The organism is Nonomuraea sp. NPDC004354 (assembly GCF_053602555.1).
On the sequence record NZ_JBSGDV010000021.1, the window covers coordinates 51,909 to 69,558 of the forward strand.

16 protein-coding genes are annotated in these 17,650 nt (G+C 73.5%); 8 read left to right on the forward strand and 8 right to left on the reverse strand.

Annotated features, from left to right (window positions below; genetic code table 11):
- Window positions 1-60: 60 nt before the first annotated feature.
- From ACWENQ_RS38400 to ACWENQ_RS38410, 3 genes are read right to left on the reverse strand one after another with little or no spacing between them, the layout of a single operon-like run.
- On the reverse strand, window positions 61-891 hold the full coding sequence (locus ACWENQ_RS38400; protein WP_354917937.1) for a TIGR03619 family F420-dependent LLM class oxidoreductase: 831 nt from the start codon (window positions 889-891) through the stop codon (window positions 61-63).
- The gene (locus tag ACWENQ_RS38405; RefSeq protein ID WP_452418642.1) at window positions 888-2,135 is read right to left on the reverse strand and encodes an LLM class flavin-dependent oxidoreductase; all 1,248 of its coding nucleotides are present in this window, start codon (window positions 2,133-2,135) and stop codon (window positions 888-890) included. Before ACWENQ_RS38405 ends, ACWENQ_RS38400 begins: the two co-directional genes overlap by 4 nt.
- Window positions 2,132-2,905, reverse strand: coding sequence for an alpha/beta fold hydrolase (locus tag ACWENQ_RS38410; protein WP_449929170.1), 774 nt, complete (start codon window positions 2,903-2,905; stop codon window positions 2,132-2,134). Before ACWENQ_RS38410 ends, ACWENQ_RS38405 begins: the two co-directional genes overlap by 4 nt.
- 57 nt (window positions 2,906-2,962) lie before the next feature.
- Here ACWENQ_RS38410 and ACWENQ_RS38415 point away from each other — a divergent pair, with 57 nt between their 5' ends.
- From ACWENQ_RS38415 to ACWENQ_RS38425, 3 genes are all read left to right on the forward strand, one after another.
- Complete coding sequence (locus ACWENQ_RS38415) at window positions 2,963-3,757, forward strand: TIGR03619 family F420-dependent LLM class oxidoreductase (RefSeq protein ID WP_452418644.1); 795 nt, start codon at window positions 2,963-2,965, stop codon at window positions 3,755-3,757.
- A gap of 8 nt (window positions 3,758-3,765) precedes the next feature.
- Entirely contained in the window at window positions 3,766-5,205 is a 1,440-nt protein-coding gene (locus ACWENQ_RS38420; protein ID WP_452418646.1) for a serine/threonine-protein kinase, read from the forward strand.
- 90 nt (window positions 5,206-5,295) lie between these two features.
- Window positions 5,296-7,482: a PASTA domain-containing protein gene (locus ACWENQ_RS38425; protein WP_452418647.1), complete on the forward strand. Its 2,187-nt coding sequence runs from the start codon at window positions 5,296-5,298 to the stop codon at window positions 7,480-7,482.
- 22 nt (window positions 7,483-7,504) lie between these two features.
- On the opposite strand, the gene ACWENQ_RS38430 is transcribed toward ACWENQ_RS38425, so the two are convergent.
- Both ACWENQ_RS38430 and ACWENQ_RS38435 read right to left on the reverse strand, forming a co-directional pair.
- Window positions 7,505-8,035 carry a TetR/AcrR family transcriptional regulator gene (locus tag ACWENQ_RS38430; protein WP_354917955.1) on the reverse strand — a complete coding sequence of 177 codons (531 nt, stop codon included), beginning with the start codon at window positions 8,033-8,035 and terminating at the stop codon, window positions 7,505-7,507.
- A gap of 76 nt (window positions 8,036-8,111) precedes the next feature.
- Entirely contained in the window at window positions 8,112-9,200 is a 1,089-nt protein-coding gene (locus ACWENQ_RS38435) for an alcohol dehydrogenase catalytic domain-containing protein (RefSeq protein ID WP_452418649.1), read from the reverse strand.
- Window positions 9,201-9,311: 111 nt separating this feature from the next.
- Here ACWENQ_RS38435 and ACWENQ_RS38440 point away from each other — a divergent pair, with 111 nt between their 5' ends.
- The 3 genes from ACWENQ_RS38440 to ACWENQ_RS38450 are packed head-to-tail and all read left to right on the forward strand — an operon-like array spanning window position 9,312 to window position 14,149.
- Complete coding sequence (locus ACWENQ_RS38440) at window positions 9,312-10,547, forward strand: ABC transporter substrate-binding protein (RefSeq protein ID WP_452418650.1); 1,236 nt, start codon at window positions 9,312-9,314, stop codon at window positions 10,545-10,547.
- On the forward strand, window positions 10,548-13,400 hold the full coding sequence (locus ACWENQ_RS38445; protein WP_452418651.1) for an ABC transporter permease subunit: 2,853 nt from the start codon (window positions 10,548-10,550) through the stop codon (window positions 13,398-13,400).
- Window positions 13,397-14,149, forward strand: coding sequence for an ABC transporter ATP-binding protein (locus tag ACWENQ_RS38450; RefSeq protein WP_452418653.1), 753 nt, complete (start codon window positions 13,397-13,399; stop codon window positions 14,147-14,149). The genes ACWENQ_RS38445 and ACWENQ_RS38450 overlap by 4 nt, the downstream gene beginning before the upstream one ends.
- Window positions 14,150-14,169: 20 nt before the next feature.
- On the opposite strand, the gene ACWENQ_RS38455 is transcribed toward ACWENQ_RS38450, so the two are convergent.
- Window positions 14,170-14,526, reverse strand: a complete 357-nt coding sequence (locus ACWENQ_RS38455) for a hypothetical protein (protein ID WP_452418655.1) — start codon at window positions 14,524-14,526, stop codon at window positions 14,170-14,172.
- Between the two features lie 13 nt (window positions 14,527-14,539).
- A complete protein-coding gene (locus tag ACWENQ_RS38460; protein ID WP_452418656.1) occupies window positions 14,540-15,352 on the reverse strand; it encodes a thioesterase family protein in 813 nt (270 codons plus the stop codon).
- 45 nt (window positions 15,353-15,397) lie between these two features.
- Here ACWENQ_RS38460 and ACWENQ_RS38465 point away from each other — a divergent pair, with 45 nt between their 5' ends.
- Window positions 15,398-16,057 carry a TetR/AcrR family transcriptional regulator gene (locus ACWENQ_RS38465; protein ID WP_452418657.1) on the forward strand — a complete coding sequence of 220 codons (660 nt, stop codon included), beginning with the start codon at window positions 15,398-15,400 and terminating at the stop codon, window positions 16,055-16,057.
- On the opposite strand, the gene ACWENQ_RS38470 is transcribed toward ACWENQ_RS38465, so the two are convergent.
- Complete coding sequence (locus ACWENQ_RS38470) at window positions 16,054-16,911, reverse strand: LysR family transcriptional regulator (RefSeq protein WP_452418658.1); 858 nt, start codon at window positions 16,909-16,911, stop codon at window positions 16,054-16,056. The genes ACWENQ_RS38465 and ACWENQ_RS38470 overlap by 4 nt on opposite strands.
- 72 nt (window positions 16,912-16,983) lie before the next feature.
- Here ACWENQ_RS38470 and ACWENQ_RS38475 point away from each other — a divergent pair, with 72 nt between their 5' ends.
- Window positions 16,984-17,640, forward strand: a complete 657-nt coding sequence (locus tag ACWENQ_RS38475) for a type 1 glutamine amidotransferase domain-containing protein (protein ID WP_452418659.1) — start codon at window positions 16,984-16,986, stop codon at window positions 17,638-17,640.
- The last annotated feature ends 10 nt before the right edge of the window (window positions 17,641-17,650 follow it).

The window sequence follows — 17,650 nt, forward strand, 5'->3', positions numbered from 1 at the left end:
GCGCCGCCCGCCCGACCACGCCCCCGGGACGCCCGCCGCCGACCGGGCCCCCGGCACGTCTCACATCCTGGCGATGACCTCCTCGGCGAAGCGCTCCATCGTGTCGACCTTGGGCTCTTCGGGCGACAGCCACCACGGCGCGGCCATCGTGCCGGTGATGCCCTTGTCGGCGAAGCGCCGGTAGGTGGCCGCCTCCGGGAGCACCGCCAGCGGGGCGATGATCTCGAGCGCGTCCTCCTGCCTGCCGTACTCCTTCAGGTAGCGGCGCAGGTCGGCGAGGACGGCGTCGATCTGCTCCTCGGTGTAGATCCGGTTGCCGATCCAGCCGTCACCGACCCTGGCCGCCCTGCGCAGCGCCGCCTCGCTGTCGCCGCCGACGTAGATCGGGACGGGCGCGGCGGGCACGGGCGACATCGACAGCGGCGGCAACCCCGGCAGGTCCACCTGCTCGCCCGACCACAGCTCCCGCAGGCGGGGGATCATCTCGTCCAGCCTGCGCCCGCGCGTGTGGAAGTCCTGTCCGGTGGCGACGAACTCCTCCTTGCACCAGCCGACGCCCACCCCGAAGCTCACCCGGTCGCCGGACAGGACGGCGGCCGTCGACACCTGCTTGGCCACGGTGATCAGGTCGCGCGCCGGCGCGATGTAGACGTTGGGCGAGAAGCGCAGCCGCGTGGTCACCGCCGCCATCGCGCCGATCGTCACCCACACGTCCGGCCAGTGCGTCTCTGCCGTCCAGCGCATCCTGCCGTAGGGGTACGGCGTGCTGAAGTCGGCGAAGAACAGGTGGTCCGACAGCGTGAAGGTGTCGAACCCGCAGCGTTCGGCGGCCACCGCCAGGTCGAGGAACTCGGAGGTGTCGCAGAAGGAGGCGCCGAGCCAGAACTTCACTGAAACTCCGGGATGACCTTGGTGGCGAACAGTTCGAGGTTGCGCTTGACCGTGTCGAGTGGGAGCACGCCCTGCTGGCCCTGCATGTACAGGCCGAACCACTCCAGGTCGGGCATGCGGTCGAGCATGCGCTGGATGCCGCGCTTGACGTCGTCGGGTGAGCCGAACAGCGCCATCTCGACGTCGTTCATCCGCCGCACGTCGCCCTTCTCCGGCGAGATCGGCCGGTGCTTGTCGTCCTCCTTCTTGCGCAGCACCTCGAGGTAGCCGAACGGTCCGAAGAAGGCGGCGAAGTCCTTGGGGATGTTCCTGCCGTAGGTGTTGATCGCCTCCTCGGTGGTGTCCGCGATCCCGACGATCTTGAGGATGCCGGTGTGCTCGCCCAGCTTGTAGTGACGGCCCTGCTTGGCCGACTCCTCCTGGTAGAGCTTGGCCTTCGCGGCGTGGTCGTCGGGGTTGGGGGTGAACATCCACGGCAGGATGTCCTCCTGCGCCGCCCTGATGACCGAGCGGTCGGAGATCGTGAACGGCTGCCACAGCTCGGGGTGCGGGTTCTGGTACGGCCGGGGGCAGACGCTGACCGCCTGGACCCGGTCCTCGTCGTCGAGCTCGCCGGGCGCGCCGAAGGTCCGCGTCCACTCCGTGGCGGGCCACCCCTCGATCCCTTCGAAGGGATACGGCACCTGGTAGTCGAGGACGTCGGACTTGTAGCGGAGGGTCTCCTGCGTCCAGGCCATCTTCATGATCTTGAGGATCTCGCCGAAGACGTCGAAGTTGCGGTTGTCGCTCGACGAGCCGTCCGACCTGGCCGCCGCCGCGTGCCAGCGCTGGCCCAGGACGTTCATCCACCGGTTCTGGTAGCCGCGCGCCACGCCCAGCCGCAGCCGTCCCTTGGAGAACTGGTCGAGCAGCGCCACGTCCTCCGCCGCCCTGATCGGATCCCAGGCGGGCAGCACGAGTCCGAGCGGCGCCAGCAGGATGCGCTCGGTTCGCGCGGCCAGGTCGGTCAGGAACATCAGCGGGTTGACCGAGAACTCCATCCCTTCCGAGTGGAAGTGGTGCTCGGTCATCATGAGCGCGTCGAAGCCGATCCGGTCGGCGTGCACCGCGATCTCCCGCACCTCGTGCAGCAGCCTCTGGTACGACTCGGTGTCCCGTCCGATCGGCCGCTTGGCCCGCGCGTTCTCCTCGGCCGCGTACCCCGAGCCGGGGATCTGGGGGTTCAGAAAGATGGCGAACTTCACCGGGAGATCTCCTTCAGCCATTGGTTGACCACGAGCAAGAACTCGGCGGGCCGCTCCTCGTGCAGCCGGTGTCCGCTGCCCTGCCAGCAGACCGTGCGCGAGGCGGGGTGGGTGAACAGGCCCGTCTCCCACGCCGCCTGCGCGGGGTCGGTCCAGAACGTGAGCACGGGGCAGGTCCGGCGAGACAGGTACGGCTCGGCCGCGCCGCGCGAGCCGATCGCCTCCTCTCCCGACCACAGCCCGTCGTACGCCTCGGCCAGCACGTGCGGCGGTGTCGCCAGCAGCCGCCGCCGGTGCCACTCGCGCAGCCAGCCGGGGGAGGCGGGGGTGTAGCACCACTGGTCGATCTGGACGGCCGGGGCCTCCCGCATCGCGACCGCCATGGCCACGACCTCGTCGGGACGTCCGTAGCCGGGGTCCACGCCGATGACGGCGGTGACGCGCGCGGGGTGCTCGACGGCCAGGCGGGAGGCGATCACCGCGCCCATGGAGTGGCCGACGATCACGCACCGCTCGACGTCGAGCAGGTCGAGCAGGTCGACGAGGTCCTCGCTCATGCGGACGGGGTTGTTGCCCTTGTCCTCCGCCGAAGAGTAGCCGTGCCCGCGCAGGTCAACCGCGATGACCCGGTGCCTGCCGGCGAGGGTGGGGATGTGTCGCGCCCACTGATGGGAGTCGGCGCCCCAGCCGTGGACGAGCAGCAGCGTCGTGTCGCCTGAGCCGTCGTCGGTGTAGAACAGCCGCACGCCCGCGACCGCAGCGAATCCCATGAGCGGCAAGCTACTCTAAGAACCGGTCCCGAGCAATCGCTTGGTTAAGGAGCGGTCATGCGGCTTGGCGTCACGATGTTCAGCACCGACCTGGCGATGCCCGTCGCCGACCTGGCCAGGGCGGCTGAGGAACGCGGCTTCTCCTCCCTCTACCTGCCCGAGCACACCCACATCCCGGTGTCCCGCCGCACCCCGCCGCCCACCGGTACGCCGCAGCTCGCCGAGGAGTACCGGCGCACGCTCGACCCCCTGGTCGCCCTCGCGTCGGCGGCGGCCGTGACCTCGACGATCACGCTCGGCACCGGCATCCTGCTGGCCGCCCAGCGCGAGCCCATCGTCACCGCCAAGGCGATCGCCACGCTGGACCACCTGTCGGGCGGGCGCGTGGTGATCGGCGTCGGCTTCGGCTGGAACGTGGAGGAGATCGAGAACCACGGCGTGCCGTACCGGGAGCGGCGGCAGGTGGCCAGGCGCCACGTGCTGGCGATGAAGGCCCTGTGGAGCCGGGAGGTGGCGGCCTTCGACGGCGTCGAGCCGTCGTGGTCGTGGCCCAAGCCGGCCTCGGGGCCGCCGGTCTACGTGGGCGGAGCCGCGGGACCCACCCTGTTCGCGCACGTCGCCGAGTACGCCGACGGCTGGATGCCGATCGGCGGCAAGGGCATCAAGGCGGCGCTGCCTGCGTTGCGGGAGGCGTCGGCGACGGCGAAGGTGATCCCGTTCGGCACCCTGCCCACCCGCGGCAAGCTCGACTACTACGCCGCGCTCGGCATCGAGGAGACCGTGCTGTCGCTGCCCAGCGGGACGGCCGACGAGGTGCTGCCGGTTCTCGACCGGTACGCCGCCTTCCTATAGTTGTCGGCATGCCGTTGAGCCCCCTCCAACCGGGCGATCCGCAGGACCTTCAGGGATACCGCGTCCTCGCCCGGCTCGGCCAGGGCGGCCAGGGCGTGGTCTACGAGGCGCTGTCGCCCGGCGGGAAGCGCGTGGCGGTCAAGTGGCTGCACGCCCGCTCCGACGACGCGCAGGGCCTGCGCACCGAGCGGCGGCTGCGGGCGGAGCTCGAGAGCATCCGCAGGGTGGCCCCGTTCTGCACGGCGCAGGTGCTCGACGCGGGGGTGACGGACGGCAGGCCGTACGTCGTCAGCGAGCTGGTCGAAGGCGAGTCGCTGCACGTGCTCGTCACACGGGAGGGGCCGCGCACGGGCGGCGCCCTCGACCGGCTCGCGGTGGGCACGATGACCGCGCTGGCGGCGATCCACCGTGCGGGCGTGGTCCACCGCGACTTCAAGCCGCAGAACGTGCTGCTCGGCCCGGAGGGGCCACGGGTGATCGACTTCGGGATCGCGCGGCTGATCGACTCCACCAGCACCGTCGGCGCCCAACCGGTCGGCACGCCCGCCTACCTGGCCCCCGAGCAGATCAGCGGGGAGCCCGCGGGCACGCCGGTGGACCTGTTCGCGTGGGGGCTGACCATGTCGTTCGCCTCCAGCGGGCGGGCCGCGTTCGCCGCCGACTCCTATCCCGCGGTGCTCGGCAGGATCCTGTACGGCACGCCGGACCTCGGGCAGTTGTCGGGAACGCTGCGGGAGCTGGTGGTGGCGTGCCTGGCCAGGGCGCCGCAGGAGCGGCCCACGGCGGAGGAGGCGCTGGCCGTCCTGCTCGGCGGGCCCGCCGCCACCCCGCCCGCCGCCACCCTGTCCGCCGGCGCCTCGTCCGCCGCCACTCTGCCCGGCGCCGTTCCGCCCGTGGCCTCTCCGCCCGCGCCCCGCTCGGTCCATGGGGCGGCGGCGCCGGGGCGCCCACCGGTCTCGGTGGCCGAGCGCGCAGCCGCGAGCCGCACCGACGAGGGCACGCTCGTGGCCGCGGAGCACCCGGCACGGCCGAGCCGTGCCGGGCGGTGGCCGTGGCGGTGGTGGTGGATCGCGGCGGCGGTGGCCGGCGCGCTGGCGCTGGCGGCGGGCGCGCTCGCGCTGGCGAGCCCGTGGCGCGGCGATCCGCCGCCGCTCGCCGGCGAGTGGTCCGGCGCGGCCCATCACCCTAGCTCGAAGGTCACCTTCCCGATACGGCTGAGCCTACGGGGCGACGCGGCCGGGGGCACCATGCGGTGGGGCCAGAGCCTCCACTGTGACGGCGTCCTGGCCAGAGTCGACCCGGCCACCTACGACCTGTCGCAGGTCAGGGGTGAGGGATGCCATCCCGGCCGGGTGGTGTTCGCCGCGGAGGACACGCGCGGGTACACGTTTCAGGTGATCAGAGCGGGCGAGGACACCCCTCGCTACACAGGAAGTATCCAGAAATAGGACATCACAACGGCGTCACGGTCCGTTGACGCGCCGCGATCCCTCGACTTCAGTAGAGAGGTAACCGGTGGGCGGCGAGGGGAGGCGCCCGTGCCGAAACCGCTCCGGGCGGGGGACCCTCAGCGACTGGGCGACTACGAACTGTCCGGGCGGCTGGGGGAGGGCGGTCAGGGGATCGTCTACCTCGGCGAGTTAGGCGCGAACTCTTTCGCGATCAAGTTGCTGCACGGACCCGTGGGCGAGGAGCCGGCGGCTTTCCTGCGCGAGGTCGAGCTGGCCAAGCAGGTCGCGCGGTTCTGCACGGCGCAGGTGGTGGACGCCGGGCTGGACGACGGCAGGCCGTACATCGTCAGCGAGTACGTCGAAGGACCCTCGCTGGCCAGGGACGTGGCACTCGAGGGCCCGCGCGGCGGCGGCGCCCTCGAACGGCTCGCGGTCGGCACCGCCACCGCGCTGGCCGCCATCCACCGCGCCGGCATCGTGCACCGTGACTTCAAACCGCAGAACGTGCTGCTCGGTTCCGACGGCCCCCGCGTGATCGACTTCGGCCTGGCCAAGGTGCTGGACGCGGCGGCGACCGTGAGCGGCAGGGGCGTGGGCACGCCCGCCTACATGGCGCCCGAGCAGATCACCGCCTCGGCGATCACCGGGGCGGTGGACGTCTTCGCGTGGGGCGCGACGATGTGCTTCGCGGCCAACGCCGCCGCGCCGTTCGGACAGGACTCGGTGGCGCCGGTGCTGCACCGCATCCTGACCGCGCAGCCCGAGCTGGGGCGGCTCGACGGGCGGCTGCGCGGCCTGGTCGCCTGCTGCCTGGACAAGGACCCGCGCAACCGGCCGGCCAGCGGGGAGCTGTTGCTGGCGCTGCTGGGCGCGGGTGGGGGCGTGCCGGCGGAGGTGCTGCGCTCGCCCGCGCCGCACATCCTGCGCGTGGATCCGGACCCGCTGGCCGAGCCGGAGGCGACCGGGGCCTCGGGCGGCTACCTGCTGCCGGAGATCCCGGCGCAGCGCGGCGCCGAGCCGGTCGCGGGCGCCCGGCTGAGGGAAGCGGTCCGGGCCTCCGGCTCGGGCGCGGCGCCCGCCAGACGTCCGGCGGGCCCCCGGCCGACGGCGGATCCCTCGAACCCCTGGCCGGCGGGGGATCCCGCGGGCCCCCGGACAGCGGGGGATTCGGCGGATCCGGCGGGCCGTTGGACGTCGGGGGATCCGGCGGATCCGGCGGGCCCCCGGCGGGCGCATTCGGTGGGCGACGTGGGGGAAGGCCATCCCTCGTGGCCGGGACCCGCGGGCTGGACACCGGAGGCCACCCATCCAGGCCGCTGGGCGGGGCCCGCCGCCAACCGCGTCTCGCTGGCGGTCTCCTCCGCGCTGCTGATCAGCGCCGCGGTGCTGGTCGCCGTCCTGGTGCCGGCCCTGCAGAGCGCCAGGACACCGGCCGCCGCCGCGCCCAGGTCCGCGGTCGTGACCGGGACGCCCACCCCGGCGACGGTCCAGCAGGGCTCGGGCGGGATCAGCGACAGCCCCGCGACGGTCGAGCGTCCGCCGCTCACGGTGCCCGCTCAGCCGGTCCTGTACGCGGTGCCTGGCGTCGTGGGACTGGACCGTTCCGCGGCGATCAGGGCGATCGAGGGCGCGGGGCTCGTCGTGGGGTCGGTGCGTTCGAGCGAATCCTCACGGCCGTCGGGCGAGGTGCTGGGGAGCACGCCTGGACCGGGAGCGAGGGTGGCCAGGGGCACCAGGGTCGACCTGAAGGTGTCGGCGGGCGGCGTCGAGGTGCCCGCGCTGACGGGGATGTCGCGCGAGGCCGCCGAGGCGGCGCTGAAGACGGCGGGACTGAAGGTGGGCAGGATCGGCACGAGCTGCTCCGACCTGCCCGACGACCAGGTGATCAGCAGCAGGCCGGCGGCGGGCGCGCGCGTGACGGCGGGCCGTGCGGTCGCGCTGACGGTGGCCCGGCACGGCGTGCGGGTGCCGCAGGTGGTGGGGCTGTCCAGGCGTGAGGCCCGGGCCGTGCTGGGAGACGCGGGCCTCGCGGTACGGCAGCGGCCCCAGATCGTCGGCGAGATCGGCCAGGTGGACTCGGTGCTCGGGCAGAGCGTGTCGCCCGGCACGTGCGCCGCGCCTGGACAGCCGATCGTGATCACGGTCGGCGTGGCGGGTCAGTCGTTCCCCGACCCTGGCGAGCCGAGCACGCCACCCGACGTCGATCCGCCCGCGGGCACCGACCCCGAGCCGACTCCCGCGCCGACCTCCGGCGCTGGATCGCCCGCGGACTGACGACCGTCCGGCCGCCCCCTCCTCAGATGGCGAGGGCGGCCGCGGTGAGCACGGGCAGCACGCTCTCCTCGGGCAGGTCCATCGTCTGCACGACGCCCCACTGGAGCGCGCCGAGCACCGCCCACCCGCGTACCCGCGTCTCCCGCGTCGGTTCGGGGCCGACGAGCTTGGTGAAGATCTCGTCGCGGAAGGTCCTGATGGCCTCGCCCGGCGATCCGGCGGGCGCGTCGTCGGCACCGCCCAGGTCCTCCATGACCAGCCTGATCACCGCGCGGTGCCGTACGGTGAAGGCCGCCAGCGCCGTCACGAGCGCGCGCCGGTCGGCGAAGTCGGTGCCCAGCAGGTCGAGCATGTCGTCGGCGCAGGGCGCGATCAGCTCGGCGGCCAGCGTGTCCTTGGGGTGGAAGTGGTAGGCGACGGCCGTCTTGGTCAGCCCGACCGCGGCGGCGATGTCGGCCAGCGACGTGGCGGCGTAGCCGCGCTCGGCGAACAGCGTGCGGGCGGCGGCCAGGATCCTGGTGCGGGTGTCGCGTCCCTGCTCGAGTGTGGTCATCGTCCCGCTTCCGCCCGGGGCCGTCGCCAATGATCACACCATCGTAGGGCCGGGCGGCGCCGTGGCGGACGGCGGGCTAGAAGACGATCACGGAGCGGGCGACGCTGCCCTGGCGGACGTGCGCGACGGCCTGGCCGATGTCGGCCAGGGGGAGGCGTTCGGTGATCAGGCCGTCGAGATCGAGTCGGCCGCGCTGGTACTGCGCGGCCAGCATGGGCAGGTCGCGGTGGGGGGCCGCGTCGCCGCCCTGGGTGCCCATGAGGCGGCGGGAGGCGAACAGCAGGCCGGGCTCGATGGTCAGGGGGGTGCCGGCGGCGGGGCTGCCGACCATGACCGTGGTGCCGCCCGGCTGGGTGGCGGCGAAGGCCTGGCCGAGGACGCCGGCGACGCCCGTGGCGTCGAAGGCGTGGTCGACGCCGCCGCGCACGATCTCGCCGACCTGCCGGGGGAGGTCGCCGGCGAGCAGGGTGTGGGTGGCGCCGAAGCGGGCGGCGAGCTTGAGCTTCTGCTCGACGACGTCGGCGGCGATGATCGTGGTGGCGCCCGCCAGCACCGCCCCCTGGACGACGTTGAGCCCGACGCCGCCGCAGCCGACGACCAGCACGCTGGAGCCCTGGCCGGCCCGGGCGACGTTCAGGACGGCGCCGACCCCGGTGATGACGCCGCACGCCAGCAGGCACATGGCGTCGAACGGCGCGTCGGGGGCGATCTTCACGCACATCGCCTCCCTGACGACGGCGTACTCGGCGAAGGCGCCGATGCCGATGAACCGCCGCGTCTCCTGCCCGTCCATGGTGACCCTGGGCTCGCCGCCCATGATCGCGGTCATCCTGGCGGGGCCCGAGCACAGGTGGAAGCGGCCGGCCCCGCACTGCCGGCACTTCCCGCACGGGCCGCTCATGGAGATGATCACGTGGTCGCCCGGCGCGACCGCGGTCACGCCCTCGCCGACGCTCTCCACGATGCCCGCGCTCTCGTGGCCGAGGATGAACGGCGGCTGCCGGACCACGGGGCTCTTGCCGTCGATGGCCTTGAGGTCGGACCCGCACACGCCGGAGGCCTTGATCTGGACGCGCACCTCGCCCGGGCCGGGATCGGCGATCTCCACCTCGCGGATCTCCATCGGCCGGTGGAATCCGGTCAGGACGGCGGCGCGCATCAGCATGCCCGAACCGTAGCAAGCACATGCTTGGTTGAGAAGCGTTGACACCTATTCGGCCCGAACCTACTCTGACGCAAAACCAAGCGAGCGCTAGGCCAAAAAGCGGAGGCTGGGTTGCGGCGAGAACTCGTGGTGCTGGCAACGGTGATGGCGATCGCGGGATGCGCGGCGCAACAGAAGGCGGCGGCTCCGGGCGGGCAGACCCCGGGGGTGACCGACACGACGGTGCGGGTCGGCGGTGTGCTCACCAAGACCAGCGCCAGCGGCTACTCCACCAAGGACGCCGAGATCGGCGCCAGGGCCAGATTCGAGCGGGCGAACGCGGCCGGAGGCGTCCACGGCCGGAAGATCGAGTTCATCGGCGCCGAGGACGACACCCAGGACGCCGCCAAGGGCGACGCGGCGGCCAAGAAGCTCGTCCAGAAGGACAAGGTGTTCGCCCTCGTCCCCGTCCACGCCCCCAACTTCGGCGGCGCGGTCTTCCTCGAGCAGCAGGGCGTGCCGTGGTTCGGCTGGGCGACCGGCCCGCAGTGGTGCGGCACCAGGACCGGCTTCGGATACAACGGCTGCCTGGCGCCCAAGCCGGGCGCGGGCTCCCAGACCTGGTGGGGCAACCAGATGGCCGACCTGCTCGGCGGCGCCGCGGGCAAGACCGTCTACGTGCAGACCTCCGACTCCAGCGGCAGCAAGTACGGCGGCAAGACCATCTCCCAGTCCTTCCAGGCCGCGGGCTTCGAGCTCGTCGGGCTCAACTCGGCGTTGCCGGCCGCCGCGCCGCCCGCCGACTGGCTGCCCTACGTCGACAAGATCATGACCTCGGACGGCGGCGGGCCACCCGACATCGTGGTGTCGATCATCGCCGGCACCAAGTTCAACGTCGGCCTCTACTCCGCGCTGAAGAAGGCCGGCTACAAGGGCGTGCTCAGCGACGCCACCAGCTACGACGCGGCCATCCTCAAGGACGCCGCCACGGCCCAGGCCCTCGAGGGCGTGATCGCCGCCCCCATGTTCGAGCCCTTCGAATCGAGCGCCCCCGAGATCGCCCAGCTCAGGCAGGACGTGGAGAAGATCGCCCCCGGCACCGCGCTCACCCAGCACCTGGCCATCGGGTACTGGTCGGCCGACATCTTCCTGAAGATGCTCGAACAGACCGGCAAGGACCTCACCCGCGAGAAGTTCCTGGCCACGGGCAACGGCTCGTTCAGCTACGAGAACGCCGGATTCGGCAGGATCCGCTACCCCAAGGACCACGACGAGCCCAACGGCTGCGGCGCCCTGGTCAGGCTCCAGGCCGGGGCCTACCAGGTGGCCAAGAACATGAAGTGCTTCGACAACGTCCCGCTCAAGTAGATGCTCGCCTACGTCCTGAGCGGGCTGGTCACCGGCGCCGTCTTCGCCGTGATGGCGTCGGGCCTGACCCTCTCGTACGCCGCCACCGGCGTGTTCAACTTCGCCCACGGGGCGGTCGGCTTCCTGACCGCGCTGGTCTTCTTCGAGCTCAACGTCGGTCTGGGCTGGCCTGGATGGGCCGCGGCCCTGCTCGCCGTCGCCGGGTTCGCCCCGCTGCTCGGCTACGGCCTGCACAAGGCGATGTTCAGGGGCCTGGCCCACGCGGGAGAGACCGCGCAGATCGTGGCGACGATCGGGCTGACCATCGCGCTGCCCGCGCTCGGGCTGCTCGTCGCCGACCTGCTGGACGAGCCGCTCGGCCTGCCGCCCGCCGACGCCACCGCCCTGCCGCACGGCGCCGGCCCCTATCCGGCGGCGCAGGTCTCGCTCGGCGGGATGAGCTTCGACTCCGACCAGGTCATCACCTTCTGCGTGGCGGCGCTGGTGGCGGCGGGGCTGTGGCTGTTCATGCGGCACACGCCGTACGGGCTGCGGATGCGGGCCGCGGTCGACCGGCGCGGCCTGGCCACGCTGCGCGGGATCGACGCCGACGCGACCTCCGCGCTGGCGTGGACGCTCAGCTCCGGGCTGGCGGGCCTGGCAGGCGTGCTGGCCCTGCCGGTGGTGGGGCTGGACTCGGGGGCGTTCACCGTGCTGCTGTTCGCCTCGGCGACGGCGTCGGTGTTCGGCCGGTTGCGCTCGATCCCGTGGACGTTCGCCGCGGGCCTCGGGCTGGGCGTGGTGCAGAACCTGGTCGCCGGCTACGCGGACTTCGCGGCCGAGATCACCGGGCTGCGCACGGCCGTCCCGGTGATCCTGCTGTTCGTGGGGCTCGTGCTGCTGAACAGGTCGCGGGAACGGGTGGCCGGCAGCGCCGCCCAGGACGCACCGCCGCCCGACCACCTGGCCGACCTGCCCGTCTGGCGGCGCCGGCTGCCGTGGCTGGCCGGCCTGGCGGCGCTGCTGGTGTGGACGTTCACCAGGCCCGCGGACGACTTCTACGTCGGCGTGGTGGCGCAGGGGCTGGTGCTGGCGCTGATCTTCTGCTCGTTCGTGGTCGTGACGGGCATCGGCGGCATGGTGAACCTCGCGCAGGCGGCCTTCGCCGCGATGGCCGCGCTCACCTGCGGGTGGGCCTTCGCCTCCGGCTGGCCGTTGCCCGTGGCCATCCTGGTCGGGGTGCTGGCGGCCACGGCCGTCGGGGTGCTGGTGGCCCTGCCCGCGCTCCGGCTCGGCGGCAGGATCCTCACACTCGCCACGCTCGCCCTGGCGCTGCTCGCCGACCAGGTGCTCTTCCAGGTCGACGCCTTCAGCAACGGGACCATCGGCTGGCCGCTGCCCGCCCTGTCCTTCGGCGTGGCCGACACCACCGATCCGCGCGTGCGGGTCGTGCTGCTGCTGGCGCTCATCGGGCTGGCCGGGCTGGTGGTCCGCAACCTGGAACGGTCGGTGTCCGGCCGGGCGATCCTGGCCGTCAGGTCGGCGCCCGCCGCGGCGGCGACGGTCGGGGTGTCGGGGCCGCGGACGAAGGTCATGCTGTTCGCGCTGGCGTCGGCGATCGCCGGCCTCGGCGGGGTGCTGTACGCGACGTCGAAGGGGTCGATCACGGCGACGGACCTGCCGGCGTTCGCCGGGTTCGTGTGGCTGGCCGTCGTGGTGCTGCAGGGCGTGCGCAGGATCGGCGGCGCGGTGCTCGGCGGGCTGATCGCGGCGATCTTCCCCGAGCTGCTCGCCGGCTGGGAGATCTCCGCGCACGTCGGGGCGATCCTGTTCGGGACGGGCGGGATGATCCTCGCCCGGCATCCCGACGGTGTCCTCGCCCAGCTCGCCGAGGCCCGCCACCGCCGCCGCACCGCCCGCTCCGCCGGCGCTAGCACCGCCGGCACTAGCACCGCCGGCACGGTCAGCACTGCCGGCACGGTCAGCACTGCCGGCACCGTGAGCACCGCCGGCACCGCCGCGTTGGCGGCACCGCCCGGCGGGCCGCCCGAGGATCCCTCCGCGCCACCGCCCAACGGGTCGTCCGGGGATGCCTCCGCGGCGCGGTCCTGGCTCGCCTCCGGGGCGGCGCGGCCGGCTCCCTCCGCGCGTCCCCGCGAGGAGGTCAGGCGGGAAGGGGTGCCCGATCCCGTCCCAGTGCTCGCGCTCGACGGCGTCGTCGCGGGCTACGGCGACGTGACCGTCCTGCGGGGCGTCGACCTGGAGATCAGGCCGGGCGAGGTCGTCGCCCTGCTCGGCGCGAACGGCGCGGGCAAGTCCACCACCTGCGCCGTCGCCGCCGGGGACGTGCCGGTCACCACGGGACGGGTGCTGCTCGACGGTCACGACGTCACCGGCCGGCCCGCGCACCGGCGTGCCCGCGCGGGGGTGTTCCTGGCGCCCGAGGGACGCGGCGTCTTCCCCGGGCTGACCGTCGAGGAGAACCTGCGGACCTGGCTGGAGGCGCCCGACCAGGTCTACGAGCGGATGCCGCAGCTGGCCGCCCGCCGTACCGTGCCGGCCGGAGCGCTGTCGGGCGGCGAGCAGCAGCTGCTCGCGCTCGCGCCCGCCCTGGTCAGGCCGCCCCGCGTGCTGATCGCCGACGAGCCCTCGCTCGGCCTGGCCCCGCTGGTCGTCGAGCAGGTCTTCGCCGTGTTCGCCGAGCTGCGCGAGCGCGGCGTGGCGCTGCTGCTGGTGGAGGAGAAGGCCACCGAGGCGCTGGCGCTCGCCGACCGGGTCGCCTTCATGCGCCTGGGCCACGTCACCTGGACGGGCCCTCGCGCCGACGTGGACGCCGACCGCCTGACCGCCGCCTACCTGGGGGTGTCACCATGACCGAGCCCGCGTTGGCCGTCGAGGGCGTCTGCGTGGCCTTCGGCGGGGTCCGCGCCCTGTCCGAGGTCTCCTTAACCGTGCCCGAGGGGCAGGTCTGCGGCGTGATCGGCCCGAACGGCGCGGGCAAGACCACCCTGTTCGACGTCGTCTCCGGCCTGCGCCGTCCCCAGTCGGGGCGGGTGCTGGTCGCGGGCGCCGACGTGACCGGCGTCCCGGCGGTACGGCGGGCACGGGCGGGGCTGCGCCGTACCTTCCAGCGCACGCAGGTCTTCGGCCGGCTCACCGTGGCCGACAACGTCCTGGCCGCCATGGAGTGGCGCGGCGGAGGGGGCGGCGTGCTCGCCGACCTGGCGGGCCTGCCCGGCAGGCGCGCCCTGGAGGCGGCCCGGCGCGAGCGGGCCGCCGAGGTGCTGGAGCTGTGCGGCCTGCTGCCGCTGCGCGACGCCTACGCCGCCGCGCTCCCCGTGGGACAGCGGCGGCTGGTCGAGCTGGCCCGCGCGCTGGCCGACCGCCCCTCGGTCCTCCTGCTGGACGAGCCGACCTCGGGCCTGGACGCCGACCAGACCGCCCGGCTGCGCGCGGTCATCGCCGCGCTCGACACCACCGTGCTGCTGGTCGAACACGACATGGGATTCGTCATGGACACCTGTGACCGTCTGGTCGTCCTCGACCTCGGCAAGGTCATCGCGACGGGTCCGCCGTCGTCGGTCCGGGCCGATCCCGTGGTCCGCGCCGCCTACCTCGGCTGAGCGCCGTCCGGCGCGCGGAGTCACTCGATGACGAGCTCGACGGGGATGTTGCCGCGGGTGGCGTTGGAGTAGGGGCAGACCTGGTGGGTGGCCTCGACGAGCCGCTGCCCGCTCTCGCCGTGGAGCTCGTCGGGCAGTTCCACCCTGAGCGTCACCTCCAGGCCGAACCGGCCCTCCCCGATGCCGCCGAGGCCGACCTCGGCGGTGACGGAGGCGTCGGAGCCGTCCAACTGCTGGGCGAGGACCCCGAGTTCGCGGCGTTCAGGGCGCGGGTGGTCGAGGGCTACATCGGCCAGGCGGCGGACCGGATCGAGCGGGAGCGCGGCGCCGGTCGGGCCGCCGCGGGGCCGCCCGCGGTCCCGGCTCGCCGGCCTCATGAGGACTTCACGTTCAGGGCCGGGCGGGGGTGCGGACGGCGGCGAGCTGCGTGGCCTGGGCGACGAGGCGGCCCTTGGCGTCCCAGGCGTGCGCGGTCTCGTCCATCCGCTCGCCGGTCACGTCGGAGGCGGTCAGCCGTACCCTCAGCGGGCCGGGGGCGGGCAGCCGCCTGATGTAGGCCGACAGCTGGATGGTGGGCACCCACCCGGTCGCGCCGAGGTCGAAGGAGACCGGCGGCACCGGGTCCATGGCGACCAGCAGCGACAGCGGGTCCCAGTCGGAGCCGTCGGCCAGACGCTGCCAGCCCGAGATCACTCCCCTGCGGGACGGCTCGCCGAAGGCGAAGGCGAGGTGGGCGGGGTTGAGCCGCTGCTCGATGACCTCCATCAGCGGCACCCGCATCCCCGCGCCGGGCGGCTCGGTCGGCGACAGCCAGCACTCCTGCTCGTCGGGCAGGTCCACCGGCTCCAGGTCCGACCACCACGGGTCCTCCTCCGTGAGGCGGCCGAGCGTGATCAGCGCCTCGACCAGCGGGGCGCCGTCCTGCGACAGGCGGGCGCGCACCTGGGTGACGGCCTTGCCCTGCCGCAGCGTCTCCACCTCGACCCGCGCGGGTCCGAAGGCAGGGGGCGAGACGAACGCGCCGCTCACCGCGGTCACGTGCGGATGGTCATGGCCCGCGCTCTCCACGGCGGCCCTGCCCATGACGGCCAGCAGGTAGCCGCCGTGCGCTTTGCCGCCGACGCTCCACGTCTCGTCCAGCGTGGCGTCGAAACCACCGTCCGCGCGCGGCACCACAGCGGTCGCTTCCCCAAATGTCGTCATATGGTCACATTGACGGCGTCAACCTGACGGTGTCAACCTGATGGGATGAAACGGGTGCGGGCCAATCCGGGCCACGGCGAACGGCTGCGCGAGGAGATCCTCGCGGCGGCCGAGGCGCTCCTGGTCGAGACGGGCAGCGAGGCGGCGCTGACGCTGCGCGCGGTCGCGGGCCGTACCGGGGTGTCGACCCCGTCGGTCTACCTGCACTTCGCCGACAAGGACGCGCTCATCGAGGCGGTCTGCCTGCGCGCCTGGAACGAGCTCGAACGGCGGATGCGCGAGGCCACGCGCGACGTCGGCCACCCGTTCATGGCGCTCGGCAGGTGCGGGCGGGTCTACGTGCGCTTCGCGCTCGACCACCCCGTGCAGTACCGGGTGCTGATGATGCGGCAGGGCTCGGGCTCGGCCGCCGAGGCGTGCTTCGGCTACATGGTGACGGCGGTCTCGGCGTGCGTGGTGGCCGGGGTGCTCCGCGGCGACCCGCAGGCGCTCGCCCTGGGGGTGTGGTCGGCCGCGCACGGGTGCGCGTCGCTGCTGATCAGCCAGCCGTCCTTCCCGTGGCCCGAGGACCTCGACGGGTTCATCGACGACACCGTCAGGATGGTCGGCTTCGGTACGGCGCTCGCCTCCCGGCTGCCCCGCCGCGCCGTCTCCACCGAGGTGGTCGCCGAGCTCGACGCCCTCGCCGCCCGCTTCACCGGCTAGGACTCCGGCAGCAGCCTGCCGCGGAACTCCCCGAGCAGGTGCCGGTACACCCGCGCCACCGCGGGCCTGGCCAGCCCGCCCGCGCGCACCGCGAGGTAGCCGGTGTTGAGCGGCGGGATCTCCGGCGCGGCGAGCGCGACCAGGCGTCCTGCCGCCAGGTCGGCGGCGCACAGGTAGGCGGGCAGCACCGAGACGCCGGCTCCGGCGCGCACCGCGGCCAGCACGCCGCGCAGGTCGGGGATGATGGCCCCCGCCGTCATGCCGGCCCGCCGGCCGAAGACCGTCCGCCAGTAGCGCCTGATGATCGGCAGGTCCTCCGCGTAGGCGATGATCGGCGCGTCCCTCGTCACGCCTGGCGCCGCCACCAGCACGAACTCCTCGTCGTAGAGCGCCTCGGCCTGCACGCCCCGCACGCGCGGCCGTACCGTGGAGACCACCAGGTCGAGCCGGCCCGCCGCCAGCTCGGCCAGCAGGTCGTCGGTCAGCCCGAACGTGGTGCGCAGCACCAGCCCCTCGGCGACCAGCGGCGCGAGCACCGGCACGACCTCCACGCACACGAACTCGGCCGGCCCGCCGAGATGCACGCTCTGCTGCGCGGGCAGCTCCGCCCCCACGACCTCGGCGAGCTCGTCGAGGGCGCCCGCCACCCGCCTGGCCAGCTCGTCGGCGGCGGCGGTCGGGGCGACGCCCCGCGGCAGCCTGTCGAACAGCGGCCGGTCCATCGCTGCCTCCAGCGCCCGCACCTGCGCGGTGACCGCGGGCTGCGACAGCCCGAGCGTCTGCGCGGCGGCCGTGATGGAGCCCGTCCGGTGCACGGCGAGAAAGGTCCTGAGGAGGTCCAGCGAGAGCGACATATCAGCATTCTGATGCTTGATAGCAGGTTCGGCGATTTGTGGCCGATGGCGGGCGCCGCGCATCATCGAGGCATGAGCAAGCGCATTCTGATCGCCCTGACCAGTCATGACGACCTGGGCGGGGTGCGAAAGACCGGATACTACGTCTCCGAGGCCGCCCATCCGTGGCACGTCTTCCGCGAGGCCGGGTTCGAGGTGCGGGTGGCCAGCGTCCTCGGCGGGCAGCCGCCGCAGGACGGCTACGACCCCGAGGACGCCGCGCAGTCCGCCTTCCTCGCCTCAGGCGAGCTGCGCGACGCGGGCAGGCTGGCCGACCTCGACGGCCGCGACTTCGACGCGGTCCTGTTCGCCGGCGGCCACGGCACGATGTGGGACTTCCCGAACGACCCCGACGTCGCCCGCGTCGGCCGCGAGGTCTACGAGAACGGCGGCGTGGTGGCCGCGGTCTGCCACGGTCCCGCCGCCCTGGTGAACCTGACGCTGTCCGACGGCACCCCCCTGGTGTCGGGCAAGCGGGTGGCGGGGTTCACCAACGCCGAGGAGAAGGCCGCGGGGGTGGACCACGTCGTGCCGTTCCTGCTGGCCGACGCCCTGGTCGCCCAGGGTGCGACGCACGTGCCCGCGCCCGACTGGCAGCCCCAGGTCGTGGTCGACGGCCGCCTGGCCACGGGGCAGAACCCGGCCAGCGCCACCCCGCTCGCCGAACGCGTGGCCGACCTTCTCAAGTAACCAAGCGTGC